We start from the raw sequence: 14,115 nt of genomic DNA, 5'->3' as shown, positions 1-14,115 counted from the left end.
CCCCGGAATCGAGGGGTGGAATGGTCAGCTTTGCCAGCAGGAAGACCCGGCAGCATGCCGTGGTGTCGGAGGAATTCGAGCGCGAGCTGACACGGGAGGTGCTGCGGACCGAACTGTTGCGGGTGAGGGCTCTGATCACGACGGGCTGCGTGATGACGTTGTTCCTCACCGCGATCTACCTGGTCGATCCCGCCGTCGTGAACCGGGTCTGGCGCGGGACGGAAGGGCTGGTCGAGGTCTATGGCCTTCTCGCCGGCTTCATCCTGTTCGAGGTGTGGGTCCACACCGAGATCAGGAAGAACCTCAGGCTCGACCGCGATTTGCCGGTGGTCAGGCGCTATATCGGTACGCTGATCGAGACGTCGCTGCCGACCGTCATCCTGATGCTTCAGATCCGCAGCATGGGGGCAAGCCAGGCACTCGGCTTCGTCGTGCCGCTGATCTACTTCATCTTCGTCATCCTTTCGACCTTGCGGCTCGATTTCTACCTGTCCACCTTCACCGGGTTCGTTGCGGCCGCCGAACTGTTGGTCGTCGCGCTGATCTACGATCCCGCGAGCGGGAATGGGGAGCCGCAGCTCTATTTCCACGCCGTGCGCAGCACCATCATCCTGATCTGCGGCGTGCTTGCGGGCGCGGTCGGTGCGCAGTTGCGCCGCCAATTTACTGCGAGCATTGCGGCGGCGACCGCGCGCGACCGGGTGACCAACCTGTTCGGTCAGCATGTCTCGCCGCAGGTGGTGGAGCAGCTGATGGCGGCAGGAACCAGCGCGGGCGGCGACCTCCGCCGCGTCGCGGTGATGTTCGTCGATTTCCGCGGCTTCACCGCTGGCGCGCAGACGCGCACACCGCAGGAAGTCGTCGACCGGCTCGACGGCGCCTTTGCCGTGCTGGTCGACATCCTCGATCGCCAGGGCGGCATCGTGAACAAGTTTCTCGGCGATGGCTTTCTGGCGCTGTTCGGCGCGCCGCTGGAGGCCTCCGACGCCGCGCACCGGGCGGTTGCTGCAGGCCGCGAAATGCTGACCGCGATGGGCCGCATCAACGCGCAAACAAGCTGGCCGCTCAGAATCGGCATCGGTATCCATTTCGGCGAGGTCGTCGCCGGCAATATCGGCTCGCCCCGGCGCAAGGAGTACACGGTGATCGGCGACACCGTGAACTTCGCCTCGCGGCTGGAGGCGCTCAACAAGGAGTTCGGCTCCCAGCTTCTGATCTCCGCGTCCGTGCGCGAGGCGCTCGGCGACGACGGCGAGGACGCCGTCGCGCTCGGCGAGGTCGCGGTGCGCGGCTACGAGCAGAAGGTAGCGGTGTTTCAGCTGGGATAGGCAGCATCGCCCGCGGCTGGGGCGGCAGCTCTTTTGCTTCCGACTCTCCCGTCCGGGATTGCTCCGAATGCTCCGAATTTTGGGGAATGACGAGCGATATCGCCGGCCTGTAGACTGCCGGGACGCGACCAGCCATGGCCGCGATTGGCATGAGGAAATGAAGATGCAGCGCCGCTACATCACCGTCGACGTGTTCACCGACCGCGCCTTCGGCGGCAACCAGCTCGCCGTGGTGCTCGATGCCGGCGGGTTGTCGACCACGCAAATGCAGTCGATCGCAACCGAGTTCAACTATTCCGAGACAACCTTCGTGCTGCCGCCGCGCGACAAGACAAATGATGCCGAGGTGCGCATCTTCACGCCGGTCCGGGAGATGCCGTTCGCGGGGCATCCCAATGTCGGCACCTCCTTCGTGCTGGCGAGCCTCGCGAAGGAGCCGAAGCCGCGCCTCTTGTTCGAGGAAAAGGCGGGCCTCGTCCCGGTCGACATTTTTCGCGAGCAGGGCAGGGTGATCAGCACCGAGCTCACCGCGCCGCAGCCGCTGTCGCGATTGGCGGAGGTTTCCGCCGCCGACGTTGCGGCCTGCATCTCGTTGACGGCTGATGACATCAGGACCGATCACCATGCGCCGCAGGTCGTCGGCGTCGGAACGCCGTTCCTGGTGGCGGAGGTGCATTCGCGCGATGCGCTCAAGCGAGCGAGGCCCGACGCGGCCGCGTTCGGCCGGGTGTTGCCGCGCGACGATGCCCGCTCAGTGTGGTTCTATACGCGCGATGTGCCCGCGTCGGAGGCGTCTTGCGAGCGGCAGGCGCGGATGTTCATGCGCGGCGCCGGCGGTCTCGCCGAGGACCCGGCCACCGGAAGCGCCACCGTTGCGGCCGCCGCGTTGTTCGCCGATCTCGATCCCGCGCGCGATGGTGAACTCAAGCTCACAGTCGGCCAGGGCTTTGACATGGGCCGGCCGAGCATCCTCTTGACCCGTGTGCGCAAGCAGGACGGCAAGATCATATCCGCCCATGTCGGCGGCAGCTGCGTGCAGATGATGGAAGGGACGTTCCGGCTGGCGGGAGAGGGGTAGGCTCTCCATTCGTCATTCCGGGGCGCGCGTAGCGCGAACCCGGAATCCACTCATCCACCAACTCTGCGGCTCGATGGATTCCGGGTTCGCGCTACGCGCGCCCCGGAATGACCGAGCGCTATACCTGCCGCCCCGCCAGATTCTTCACCGCAACCCCATCCCGCTCCTCGATGATCTCCGCGATCATCTGGCGGTGACAATGTGTGTGGTCGCGCTCGTAGCAGAGCAGGCACACCGGGCCGGCCTTCATCACCAGCGCCGAGAGCTCGTCCATCTCTTCTCTGGCCTGCGGCGTCTTCAGGTGCTTTGCGTAGATCTTCTCCAGCACATCGTACTGGCCGCTGCGGGCGGCGAGGCGGCCTTCTTTGGGCGTACCGAGCGCGGCGAGATGGACATAGGCGATGCCGCGCTCATCGAGGCCCGCGGAAAGCTGCTTCTTCGAAAAGCCGGGCCGGCGCGATGAGGTCACCGCGCGCACGTCGACCACGAGCTTGACGCCGGCCTGCTCCAGCTCATCGAGCACCGCCTTGGGCGGCGTCTGCTCATAGCCGATGGTGAAGAGCTTTTTCGCCTTTGCCATGAGACACCCTCAGCTCACCCGCGCGATCAGTTCCATGGCGCCGGCCGGTGCACGCACCTTGCCCTCGTGGATGACATAGGCGAACACGTCGCGCGGCTCTTTCTTCGGCTTGGGCTTGTCAACCTTCGGCAGGTCGTCGGGTTCATTTCCCTCGGCCCAGTCCCGAAAGCGTTTGGCCCAGGCATCGAGCTGCTTCGGCGGATAGCAGGTCTTGATCTCGTCATCGCCCTTCTGGAGCCGTGCATAGACGAAATCGCCGGCGACGTCGGCGATCGCCGGATATTTGCCGTGCTCGGCGAACACCACGGGCGTCTCGAACTCGCGGATCAGCGCGACGAAGTCCGGCGTGCAAAAGCTGTCGTGGCGGACTTCGACGACATGACGCAGCGCGCGCCCCTCGAGCTTGCGCGGCAACAGCTCCAGGAACTTGCCGAAATCGGCGCCGTCGAACTTTTTCGTCGGCGCGAACTGCCACAGCACCGGACCAAGATGGTCGCCGAGTTCCAGCACGCCGGAATCATAGAACCGCTTGATGGAATCGCCGGCCTCGGCGAGGACGCGGCGGTTGGTGGCGAAGCGCGGTCCCTTCACCGAGAACACGAAACCGTCGGGCACTTCGCTGGCCCATTTGCGAAAGCTCTCCGGCTTCTGCGAGCCGTAATAGGTGCCGTTGATTTCGATCGAGGTCAGCTTCGAGGCGGCATAGGACAGCTCCTTGGCCTGCGTGAGCTTCTCCGGGTAGAACACGCCCCGCCAGGGCTCGAAGGTCCAGCCACCGATGCCGATGAAGATGTTGCCGGATTTTTGGGACGCGGTTTTTGCTTGGGCCACGGGAGGGTCTCGCATCGACGGGTGGAGGGACCTCATCCTAGTCAAACGAGATATGATTGGCCAGTTGCTCCGTCCCGTCTAAGCTTCACGCCGGGGTCTGCGAAAGGAGAACAAGCATGCGGATGCTGATGATGGGAGCGGCGCTCGTCATGATGACATCTGTGGCCATGGCCGACGATGACGACGACGCCAAGGGCGCGCAGAAGCTCGCCATGCAGGGCCGCGACGATTACTGGCATTGCCTGGCGCGGGAATATTCGCGCGACTCTCATCAGGGAATGTCGGAACAGGATTTCGGCCGCTCGGTCGCGGGCGCCTGTCCGTCGGAGCGGCAATATTACCGGGTGGCGTTGCTCGACTATCTGACCACGCAATATCCTGATATCGATGCCGGCGCCCATCTCGCCACCGCGAACAGGGCGGTCGAGTCGGCGCAGAAGGACATCGTGACGGCCTTCGTCAAGCACAGGCCGCCGCAGAAATAGCCCCGTCAACCGTCGCCGTCCGGCAGCCCTTTCGGCAGCGCGCTCATCCATGGTATCACTGGACGCATCTGGAACAGGGATGGGCTTTCATGTCGTCTGAGTCGGTGGGGGGCATTTTGGGCGCGATCGTCGCGGCGATCGTGCTTGCGGTCGCCGTCGTGTTCGGTCCGATCGGCCAATACGGCAAGCCGCCCAAGCCGGCGAAGGTCGAGTCGGCTCCGGCGGCGGCGCCCGCTGTCCCAGCCGTCCCCGCGCCGCGTGGGCCGGTGATCAAGGAAGTCCCGAACTAGCAGGGGTCTGAAAAAGAGCCTTTTGCTCCCTTGCGAAGCGGTTTTGCCGTTCCTATCTAGCTTGTAACGGCGACGTTGAGCGAAAACTCCGGCGCTGGGACGACCTTGGAATAGCTTGGACTTGCGCCGGATGTACGCGCGGTCCGCCGTTCCGGGGTCGTTGGCATTTTAGAGCCCGTTTTGGCCCGTTCCCCAGAGAATCCCGGCTTAGCAGCGCAAGATCTTGATGGCCAAGATCTTGGCATCGCAGGACGCGGCGGATATACGCTGCCGTCATGAATGAAGCGATCAGACCGGGCTCCAATATCCCCCCACAGGCTCAAGAGGCGCCGGAACTGTCGGTCATAGTCCCGACGTTCAACGAGCGCGACAACGTCACGGTGCTGTACCGCCGGCTGGAGGCAACGCTCACCAGCGTCGCCTGGGAAGTCGTGTTCGTCGATGATAATTCGCCCGATGGCACTTGGGACGTCGTCCGGGCGCTGGCGCAGCGCGACAACCGCGTGCGCTGTGTCCGCCGCATCGGCCGCCGCGGCCTGTCGGGCGCCTGCATCGAGGGCATTCTGGCCTCGAGCGCGCCCTTTGTAGCTGTGATCGATGCCGACCTTCAGCATGACGAGACACAACTGCCGAAGATGCTGTTGCTGCTCGCGAGCGAGCAGGCCGAGCTCGTCGTCGGCAGCCGCTACATCGAGGGCTACAAGAGCGAAGGTTTCAACAGCCAACGCGCCGGCGCCAGCGCGCTGGCGACCGAGGTCGCAAAGAAGATGCTGCGGGTCGAGATCGCCGATCCCATGAGCGGATTCTTCATGGTTCGCCGCGACCGTTTCGAGCAATTGGCTCCAAAGCTTTCCGTACACGGCTTCAAGATCCTGCTCGACCTCGTGGCCAGCGCGAACGGCAGCTTGCGCGCCGTCGAAATTCCCTACACCTTCGGTGAGCGCCAGCACGGCGAAAGCAAGCTCGATTCCATGGTCGCGCTGGATTTTCTCGGCCTGTTGCTGGCGAAGTTCACCAACGATGCTGTCTCGTTACGCTTCCTGCTGTTCGCGATGGTCGGCGGCATCGGCCTCGTGGTGCATCTCACCACGCTCTTCATCGCGCTCCAGCTGTTCAAGGCGCCGTTCGCGGAGGCGCAGGCCGCAGGGGCCATCGTCGCCATGACCAGCAACTTCGTCCTCAACAACTTTCTCACCTATCGCGACCAGCGGCTGAAGGGCTTTGCGCTGCTGCGCGGCCTCATCGCCTTCTACATCGTGTGCAGCGTCGGCCTGCTCGCCAATGTCGGCGTCGCCTTCTCGGTCTATGACCAGGAGCCGATCTGGTGGCTGGCCGGCATGGCCGGCGCGCTGATGGGCGTGGTGTGGAACTACGCAATGTCCGGGCTGTTCGTCTGGCGCAAGAAATAGCGCAACATGGGCGGGGCTGACGCGCGGATCGTCCGCAATACCGCGCTGGTGATCGTTGCGCTGGTCGGCTTGCGGCTGGTCGCTGCCGCATTCACGCCGATCACCTTCGATGAAGCCTATTACTGGATGTGGTCGAAGAGCCTCGCCGGGGGCTATTACGACCACCCGCCGATGGTCGCCTATGTGATCCGCGCTGGTACAATGATTGCCGGCGACACCGAGCTCGGCGTGCGATTGTTCTCGATCCTGCTCGCGCTGCCGATGAGCTATGCGATCTATCGCTCGGCGGCGATCCTGTTCGGCGGTGCGCGGGTGGCCGCAACCAGCGCCATCCTGCTCAATGTGACGATGATGGCTTCGGTCGGTACGCTGATCGTGACGCCGGATGCGCCCTTGCTGGTGGCCTCCAGCTTCGTGCTGTTCTTCCTTGCAAAAGTGCTGGAAACCGGTCGCGGCGTCTGGTGGCTTGCCGTCGGCGTCGCCGTCGGCGCGGCGCTGCTGTCGAAATACACGGCGATGTTCTTTGGTCCGGCGATCCTGATCTGGCTCGCCGCGGTGCCAAAGCTCAGGCGCTGGTTCCTGTCGCCCTGGCCCTATCTCGGCGGCCTCGTTGCGCTGGCGCTGTTCTCGCCGGTGATCCTCTGGAATGCCGATCATCAATGGGTCTCGTTCGCAAAGCAGCTCGGCCGCGCGAAGATCGAAGACTTCCGTCCGGTCTTCATTGCCGAGTTGATCCCGACCCAGATCGCGTTCGCGACCCCACTGGTCTTCATTCTCGGCGCGATGGGGCTGCACGCGTTGACCTGGCGCAGGGCCGGCGCGCTGGCCTCGCGTGTGCTGATCGAGACGATGTTCTGGACCATCGTCGCCTATTTCGTCTGGCATTCCCTGCATGCCCGCGTCGAGGCCAACTGGTTCGCGCCGGTCTATCCGCCCTTCATCGTTGCCGCGGCCGCCGCCGCCAATCTCGTGCAGTGGCAACCATCTCAGCGGCGCCTCGTGGATTTCTGCCAGCGCTGGGCCGCGCCGGTGGGCATCGTGATGTTTGCCGCGCTGATCGTACAGGCCAACACCGGCTGGCTGTCGGGCTATCGCCGCGACGCGACCGTGCGCAGCGTCGGCGTTGGCTGGCGCGAACTCGCCGCCGAGATCGAAGCGGTGCGTGCGCGCAATGGCGCGACCTGCGTGCTCGCGCAGGACTACGGCACCACGGGCTGGCTCGCCTTCTACCTGCCGCGCGGCACCTGCGTGGCGCAGCAGAACCAGCGCATCCGCTGGGTCAACATGCCTGAGCCCGATCCAGAGCTGCTTGCCGGCAAGCTGATCTTCGTCGACGAGCTGCGTCCGGACGGCCATCCCGCCCTCAACGACCTCTTCGCGAAGGTGACGCAAATTGCGCAATTGCAGCGCAAGCGCGGGCCGCTCGTGGTCGAGACTTACGGCATTGATCTCCTGGAAGGCGCCAAGGGCGACGTGCTCGACCGCTCGCCGCCGCCGGAAGCGCGGTAGCGGCCTCAAAATCAGTTGATCATCTCGGCTTTGGCCGCGGCCTGGCTGGGTCCGTTCCGATCGCGCCAGAACCAGACGGTCACGACGCCGGAACGGCCGCGGACCTGCGTGAGCAGAGGACCTGACAGAACGCCGTCGGGATCGCCGTGGAAGTCGGCCGCATCCAGCAGCGTATCGGTCAGGGCGAGCCGCGCATCGTTCTGGGCAGCAACCTCCATCAGCCGGCTCGCAACGTTGACGGTGTCGCCCGTCGCGGTGATGTGCTGGTGGCTTTCGCCGAGACGAGAGGCGACGATCGGGCCGAAATGCACGCCGATCTTGAAGCCGAGCTGACCGCCGATTGCAGGCGGCAGCAAGGCGATCCAGCGTTCGATACTGCGATGCAGGTGGATCGAACATTTCAGCGCGCGCGCCGCGTCGTCGGGCATCGCGCCGGGCAAGCCGAACAGGATCATGGCGCCATCGCCGAGAAAGCCGGTGATCATGCCGCCGCAATCGACCGCGGCCTTGTCGATCAGCGCGTGGAACGCCTTCAGCAGATCCCTCAGCGCGTCCGGACCAATGCGTTCACTCAGCGCGGTGAAGCCGGAGAGGTCGATGAAGACGATGGCTGCGTCTTGCCGGACCGGTTTCGACAGGAAGTTGGGATCGCGCGCCAGCCATTCCTGTACCGCCGGTGCCTGGAATTGCGCGAGCGACCGGCTCTTGGCAACGAGATATTGCGTGCGGCGACCTCCCGCCCACAATTGCACGCCGGCAAAGATCACCACCGGCGGCACTGCTGCGGCGAGCGTGGTCGCAGCGTTCAGCCAGATGCCGTGCATGAACGCAAACAAATTGAGACTGGCCCAGGCGATCGTCACCGCGGCCGCCGCGACGAGGCCGAGCGCGCTGCGCCGCCAGGCGAGCAGCCCGACCAACAGCATCGGCAGCAAGATCGCGAAAAGCGCGTCGGCGATGTGAACCTTGCGGTCGCGCACGATGCCGTCGCCGGCGACGAGATGGGTGATCGCGGTCGAGACCACTTCCACGCCGGGCATCAGGGAATCGAACGGTGTCGGGTAGAAGTCGCCGCCGCCGGCCACCGAGGCGCCGATCACGACGATCCGGTTCTCGATCGCAGCGCGATCAAGCGTGCCGTCGAAAATGCTCTGCGCGCTCACGGTGCGGATGGTCCGGCGCGGGCCGTAATAGGTGATCGGCAGCGCGAAGTCGGTGTCGGTCGGCACCGCGCGGTCGCCGAGCATGAGATGATCCGGCGCGATCGTCAGCGGCTTGTCGAGCGCGCGCGTCGCGACCCGCAGCGGAAATGACAGTTCGACCTTGTCGCGCGTCCGGAACAGCATCGGTACCGAGAGCGGCGAGCCTGATTGGCCGGTCGCGACGTTGACGACGCCCACCTCGGCATGTTCGGCGAAGGCCGGCAAGGGCAGCAGGAAGCGCTCGGCCTGCGGCAGGGCGGCGAGGGGGCCTTCGCTGCCAGGCGCCACAGTCTCGCTGGCGGCCGGGAAGATCGCCGCGGCGGCGAGCACCATGGGACCGGTGGCCAGCGTGTTGGCCAGCGTGGCGTCGCCGATCGCAGCGCTGCGGTCGACCAGGAGCAGGTCGATCGCGACGACCTTCGGCCTGAACTGCACGATGGTGTCGACGACGCGCGCAAGGTCGGCACGCGGCAGCGGATAGCTGCCGCCGCGTTTCACGACGGTGTCGTCGATCGCGACGATGGTGACGATATCTGGCGGAGCCTGCACGCCGCGGACCTGCGTCCGCCAATCCGTCAGCGTCGCCTCTAGCCGATCGAGAAAGCGCAGATGGGCGTTGGCGTGGCCGGCATAGATGCCCGCGCCCCACAGCGCGGTGAGGACGAGTGCCACCAGCATCTGAACGCGTCGGCTACTCATGCGATTGTTTTGCAATCTTCTATCGTCCAAATCCTGTTGCCCGAGCCGTATTGCCAAGCGCGTGTGATGAATCCTTATTGGCCCAGTCTTGCCATCAGCGCGTCGACGCGCGGCTGGCCCCATGTCTTGACGGTCAACGGACCGGTTGCCTCGACATCGACGCCTTCGCCCGGTCCGAGCACAACGCCGCGTCCACGAGCCCTGCGGCTCACGCCGACACGGCCGTCCGCGACGAAGACGGCAGTCTTGGCCTCGGCGACATCGACCGCCCATCTGGTGCCGCGCACCGCAGCGATCGCTTGCGGCGTCAGCACCTTGAAGGGATTGCCGCCGGGTTTCCTGGGCACCTCGACCAGCAGCGCTTTGCTGCTCAACTCGATGGAGTCTATATGTCCGTCGCGGTTGGCGTCCTTAAGTTCAAATCTGGCGCCGCTTTCAGCAACGATCGTGATGCCGCCGTCGCAGCGCCAGGTCTGCGCGCCGACGGCCGACGGCGATACCGTGCAGCCCGTATTGGCGGCAGGCTGTGCGGCTGCGTATTCAATCAACAAAAACGACCACGCCAGAGCGAAAAACCCGGCGCGCGCGAACCCTCTCATGCCAGCCTCCGTTTGCGTGCTCGGCACAGTCCAAGGCGATGTTGATACGGTACCGTATTACGCGCAGAGGCTGCTGGAAAGTGCCGCAGTGGGAGCTACTTTCTCGCCGAGTCCATGTCCAGATTGCGCGCGATCAACTTTCGGTCAGGCGACGTTTGCGCGAGGCGCGGCTGGCCGGCGGTCGCGCACGCACGTCGCACGGAGGCGGAGCGAGTCCACCAGCCTCGCGCAACGCGTCGGCGCTATGTTCGGGCCGGTTTGATATCACGAAAAGGACTTGGTTGGATGTGTTGAGAGAGGCGGCCGGTGACGTTCGCCGACCGCACCGATCCGGCCGAGAATTATAGTTAACAGACGCGCCTAAGTCGGTAGTTCTGCGGGCTTTTTCTCGAAATGGGACGGCGTTGACGGGTTGCCCCACATCCGCCCGAACTTAATCCGCATTTAACTAAAAGTCGCCTTAATGACGCTCCGAGCTCCTGCGAGATGCTGTTCCCGGATCGTGACCAGCGGCACTTCGAAGGGGGACTGAGTGACACCGTCCTGGACGCAAGGCGAATGAGTACGAGTATCGCTGCGCAGAGTAACGCGGCACGGAAGTCCAAGAAATATTCGCGGAAATCTTCCCGGAAAATGACCACTACCAATTGGCTCGGCGCCGCGGCGATCGGCTGCGCCGTGATCGGCGCCGGCTGGACCATCTACAGCAACATCCTCGGTGCCAGCGTCTATCCGACCGTCGGCAGCATTGGCTACGACGAGCCCGTGATCAAGCGCGCGCCCAAGGTCGTGTTGCGCGAGGCGGGCGAGGCCATCAAGGAAACTTTTGCGCTCCTGCCCGACCGGTTGCAGGTCGCCGCCCCGATCTCGCGCGAGATGTTCAACGAGCGCTTCGCTGCGGCTGCGACGCAAGGCGTGCAATCGAACGCGGCGAGCGCCGCTCCGGCAACGAAGGTCGCGGAAGCCCCTGCGAAGCCGACCGTGATCGCCAAGGTCGCGGAGGCGCTGAAGCCGCTGAGCCCGCCCAAGGTCACTGAAAAGATCGCCGATGTTGCTAAGGTCAAGCGCGGCGCTGACGCGTCGGTGCAGCTTGCCTCAGCGGATCCGGCCGAGATCGTGCCGGCGCCCGAGCCGAAGCCCAAGTCGATCGCCGATCGGGCCAAGGCCGCCGTGATGGCGATCACCGGACCGCGTCAGTCGATGGTCGAAAAACTCTGGGGCAAGCGTGAGCCGTCCGGCGGGCTGCTGGCCTATGCATCGGCCGATGCCAGCGTGACCGCTTCCATCGCGCCGAAGGAACAGAATCCCATGCTCGGCGGCTCGGCGCCCTATGAGCGCGACACCGCCGTCTATGACATCACCGCCAGGACGGTCTACCTGCCCGACGGCACCAAGCTCGAGGCGCATTCCGGCCTCGGCTCCAATCTCGACGATCCGCGCTCCTCGCGCGTGCGCATGCGCGGCGTGACGCCGCCACACATCTACATGCTGAAGCCGCGAGAGGCGCTGTTCCACGGCGTGCCCGCGCTGCGCCTGACCCCGATCGGCGGCGAGAGCGCGATCTACGGCCGCGACGGCCTGCTCGCCCACACCTTCATGCTCGGGCCGAACGGCGATTCCAACGGATGCGTGTCGTTCAAGGACTATTACGCGTTCCTCGACGCCTATCGCAACAAGGGCATCCGCAAGCTCGCGGTGCTGGCGCGGGTCGACTGATCCCCGTCTAGGCGGCTACGGTCTTGCGGAGCGCCATCTCGGTGGCGATTGCTTCCTTCACGGCGGGCCGTGCCTGCATCCGTTCGAGATAGGACCTCAACGACTGCCATTGCGCGATGTCGACGCCTGCGGGACGAAGCAGCAGCAAGGCCCAGGTGAGGTGGGCATCCGCGACGGTGAAGCGATTGCCCACGAGGAATTCGCGGTCCGCCAGATGCGCGGCAGGCACCGACAAGGTCTGCGCGATTCTTGCACGCGGCTTGGCGAGCGAGCCATCGTCCTTGTACCAGAAGGTCGGAAACAGGAACGCCTTGTGGATCTCGGCGCCGATGAAGCTCAGCCATTCCTGCAGGCGATAGCGATCGGGATCGCCGGACTGCGGCGCAAGGCCTGCCTCCGGCTTCAGATCGGCGATGTATTGCAGCACCGCCGCGCTTTCGGTCAGGCGTTCGCCGTTCTCGAGGACCAGGACCGGCACCGCGCCCTTCGGCGACACGTCGTGAAAATCGCTGCCGTCGTCCACCACTTTCTTGGTCCAGATATGGGCGAGGTGATAGTTCGCCTCGATGCCGGCCTCCGTCAGTGCGATACGGCTGGCGAGCGAGCAGGCCATCGGAAAGAAATACAGCTGCAGCATCTCCGCACTCCGTCACGTTAGCGCATCGCATTGCGCGATGATCGCGAAGCGATCCGATAGTTCTGCCAGCGCGACCTCATGAATGGTCCTTGCGGATAGTGCCCCGCCATGTCCGTCGGGCAGATCGCGCGTAGCGCAAGCATCGGCCGCGATCGTCGTCCGCAGGCCGAGGTCGAGCGCGGCGCGCGCCGTCGAGCTCACGCACATATGGGTCATGAAGCCGGCCAGCACGATGTTCGTGTGGCCGGTCGCCGCGATCCGCGTTTGCAGGTCGGTACCGGCGAAGGAATTCGGAAGTGCCTTCTCGATCACGAGCTCGTTCGCGAGCGGCATCAGGCTCGCAACGATCGCGCCGCGCTCGGCCTCGCGGTCAAACAGGCCGCCGGCGCGGCCCTTGTGCGCGATATGGAAGATCGCCGCGCCGCATCGCCTGGCGCGTGCGAGAAGGCGGGCGGCGACAGCGATTGCGGGCTCCGCATCCGGCAAGGCAAGGGGCCCCGCGAGATATTCGTTCTGGATGTCGATCAGCACGAGGCAGGCCTCAGTGAGCTTCGGCGGATTGAGATCGGCGCCGGACAATTCGAGCAGGGTCTTTGGAGCGGTCATGCTGGCCGAGCCTTTTTGGATATTTCGGATGGCGGGACATTAGCGCGGCGGCGGCCTGCCATTGTGCAGGACTATTGCAGCATATGGCTGCAAATTTGCAGGATGCGCCGGCGGCTGCTAGGTTCGCGCCGATGAACTGGGACGATCTGCGCATCATCGCCGCTGTCAGGGACGAGGGCACCTATGCCGGCGCCAGCGCGCGGCTGCGCATCGACGAGACCACCGTCGGCCGAAGGGTCGCGCGCATCCAGCGCGATCTCGGCGTGACGCTGTTCGACGCGGTGGACGGCCTGCGCCGGCCGACCCGCCATTGCGAGGCGGTGCTGGAGCATGTCGGCGCGATGGCCGCGCATGTTGCGGCGATCGACCGGATCGGTGAGAGCCAGCCCGGCCCGGTCGGCCGCCTTCGCATCGCCTCGACCAATGCAGTCGCCGAAGAGCTGCTGGCGCCGCGCGCCAGCGCCTTCCTGCGCGATCATCCCGGCCTGACCCTGCAATTCCTGACCTCCAGCGGCAACGTCAAATTCTCGCGCTGGCAAGCCGACCTCGCCATTCGCCTGCGCAAGCCGGAGAAGGGCGATTTCACCATCTCCAAGCTCGGCGACGTCAGGCTGTATTTCTTCGAGCCCGCCGATCGCGCGGGCGGCGAGCCGATCGCCTGTGTCTATCCCGAGGAGCTCGATGCTATTCCGGAGGCGCAGTTCCTGCGCGCGAAGCGGTTGAAGAACGTGCGCTGCGTCACCGACAATGTCCGCATCATCACGACCATGATCCAGTCGCATCAGGCGGTCGGCGTCTTGCCCGAACACAGCTGCGGGGTGTTGCTCACCGACCGCAGCCTGCGCGCCACGCTTCTGCCCAGGCGCCGCGACGTCTGGCTGCTTGTGCAGAACCACCTCAAGCGCGATCCGGCGACGCGGCTCACCATCGAATGGGTGCGGCACTGTTTCAAGGAAGCTTCACGCGGCTGATCGCAGCCGGTGCCTCGCTATGCGTGAACGCAATCCGGGCGGCGCGACCAAGTTCTGGGATTGCATGCGCGCAAAGGCTGCGTAATCTGGCGTCGTCTTGATCAGGGCAGCCGCATGACCATTCTTTCGGGAACGATCCGGCCGCGGGCGCAGCCGTCGGCGCAATCGCGGGAAT

At 65.1% G+C, this 14,115-nt stretch carries 14 protein-coding genes; 8 read left to right on the top strand and 6 right to left on the bottom strand.

From position 1 onward, the window contains the following. The first annotated feature begins 20 nt into the window (after window positions 1-20). Window positions 21-1,328 carry an adenylate/guanylate cyclase domain-containing protein gene (locus tag IVA80_RS30185; protein WP_247438329.1) on the top strand — a complete coding sequence of 436 codons (1,308 nt, stop codon included), beginning with the start codon at window positions 21-23 and terminating at the stop codon, window positions 1,326-1,328. Between the two features lie 163 nt (window positions 1,329-1,491). After that, window positions 1,492-2,406 carry a PhzF family phenazine biosynthesis protein gene (locus IVA80_RS30180; RefSeq protein ID WP_247438327.1) on the top strand — a complete coding sequence of 305 codons (915 nt, stop codon included), beginning with the start codon at window positions 1,492-1,494 and terminating at the stop codon, window positions 2,404-2,406. Window positions 2,407-2,524: 118 nt separating this feature from the next. Here IVA80_RS30180 and IVA80_RS30175 read toward each other — a convergent pair whose 3' ends face one another. Together IVA80_RS30175 and IVA80_RS30170 are read right to left on the bottom strand one after the other, a co-directional pair. Continuing rightward, window positions 2,525-2,986 (bottom strand): DUF488 domain-containing protein, encoded by a 462-nt coding sequence (locus tag IVA80_RS30175; protein ID WP_247438325.1) that lies wholly within the window; start codon window positions 2,984-2,986, stop codon window positions 2,525-2,527. Window positions 2,987-2,995: 9 nt separating this feature from the next. After that, window positions 2,996-3,832: a DUF72 domain-containing protein gene (locus IVA80_RS30170; protein ID WP_247438323.1), complete on the bottom strand. Its 837-nt coding sequence runs from the start codon at window positions 3,830-3,832 to the stop codon at window positions 2,996-2,998. Between the two features lie 101 nt (window positions 3,833-3,933). Between IVA80_RS30170 and IVA80_RS30165 the strand changes: the two genes are divergently transcribed. The 4 genes from IVA80_RS30165 (at window position 3,934) to IVA80_RS30150 (ending at window position 7,510) form a co-directional block, all read left to right on the top strand. Further along, window positions 3,934-4,302, top strand: a complete 369-nt coding sequence (locus IVA80_RS30165; protein WP_247438321.1) for a hypothetical protein — start codon at window positions 3,934-3,936, stop codon at window positions 4,300-4,302. 89 nt (window positions 4,303-4,391) lie between these two features. Then, window positions 4,392-4,592 (top strand): hypothetical protein, encoded by a 201-nt coding sequence (locus tag IVA80_RS30160; protein WP_247438319.1) that lies wholly within the window; start codon window positions 4,392-4,394, stop codon window positions 4,590-4,592. Between the two features lie 275 nt (window positions 4,593-4,867). Continuing rightward, entirely contained in the window at window positions 4,868-6,001 is a 1,134-nt protein-coding gene (locus IVA80_RS30155; protein ID WP_247438317.1) for a glycosyltransferase family 2 protein, read from the top strand. A 6-nt stretch (window positions 6,002-6,007) separates the two neighbouring features. After that, complete coding sequence (locus IVA80_RS30150; RefSeq protein ID WP_247438315.1) at window positions 6,008-7,510, top strand: glycosyltransferase family 39 protein; 1,503 nt, start codon at window positions 6,008-6,010, stop codon at window positions 7,508-7,510. A gap of 11 nt (window positions 7,511-7,521) precedes the next feature. Here the strand turns inward: IVA80_RS30150 and IVA80_RS30145 are convergent, their stop codons facing one another. Further along, entirely contained in the window at window positions 7,522-9,411 is a 1,890-nt protein-coding gene (locus tag IVA80_RS30145; protein ID WP_247438313.1) for an adenylate/guanylate cyclase domain-containing protein, read from the bottom strand. Between the two features lie 74 nt (window positions 9,412-9,485). Then, window positions 9,486-10,010: a FecR domain-containing protein gene (locus tag IVA80_RS30140; protein ID WP_247438311.1), complete on the bottom strand. Its 525-nt coding sequence runs from the start codon at window positions 10,008-10,010 to the stop codon at window positions 9,486-9,488. Window positions 10,011-10,643: 633 nt separating this feature from the next. Between IVA80_RS30140 and IVA80_RS30135 the strand changes: the two genes are divergently transcribed. Next, window positions 10,644-11,726: a DUF2778 domain-containing protein gene (locus IVA80_RS30135; RefSeq protein WP_247438310.1), complete on the top strand. Its 1,083-nt coding sequence runs from the start codon at window positions 10,644-10,646 to the stop codon at window positions 11,724-11,726. 7 nt (window positions 11,727-11,733) lie between these two features. Here IVA80_RS30135 and IVA80_RS30130 read toward each other — a convergent pair whose 3' ends face one another. Then, window positions 11,734-12,363 carry a glutathione S-transferase N-terminal domain-containing protein gene (locus IVA80_RS30130; protein ID WP_247438308.1) on the bottom strand — a complete coding sequence of 210 codons (630 nt, stop codon included), beginning with the start codon at window positions 12,361-12,363 and terminating at the stop codon, window positions 11,734-11,736. A 12-nt stretch (window positions 12,364-12,375) separates the two neighbouring features. Then, the gene (locus IVA80_RS30125; protein ID WP_247438306.1) at window positions 12,376-12,969 is read right to left on the bottom strand and encodes a cysteine hydrolase family protein; all 594 of its coding nucleotides are present in this window, start codon (window positions 12,967-12,969) and stop codon (window positions 12,376-12,378) included. Window positions 12,970-13,100: 131 nt separating this feature from the next. On the opposite strand from IVA80_RS30125, the gene IVA80_RS30120 reads away from it, so the two are divergent. Beyond that, window positions 13,101-13,940 (top strand): LysR family transcriptional regulator, encoded by an 840-nt coding sequence (locus IVA80_RS30120; RefSeq protein ID WP_247438430.1) that lies wholly within the window; start codon window positions 13,101-13,103, stop codon window positions 13,938-13,940. Window positions 13,941-14,115: the final 175 nt, after the last annotated feature.

Origin of the sequence: Bradyrhizobium sp. 139 (genome assembly GCF_023074175.1) — a bacterium.
GTDB lineage: Bacteria > Pseudomonadota > Alphaproteobacteria > Rhizobiales > Xanthobacteraceae > Bradyrhizobium.
The sequence above is the reverse complement of the archived record's forward strand: the minus strand, read 5'-3'. Positions and strand labels throughout refer to the sequence as shown.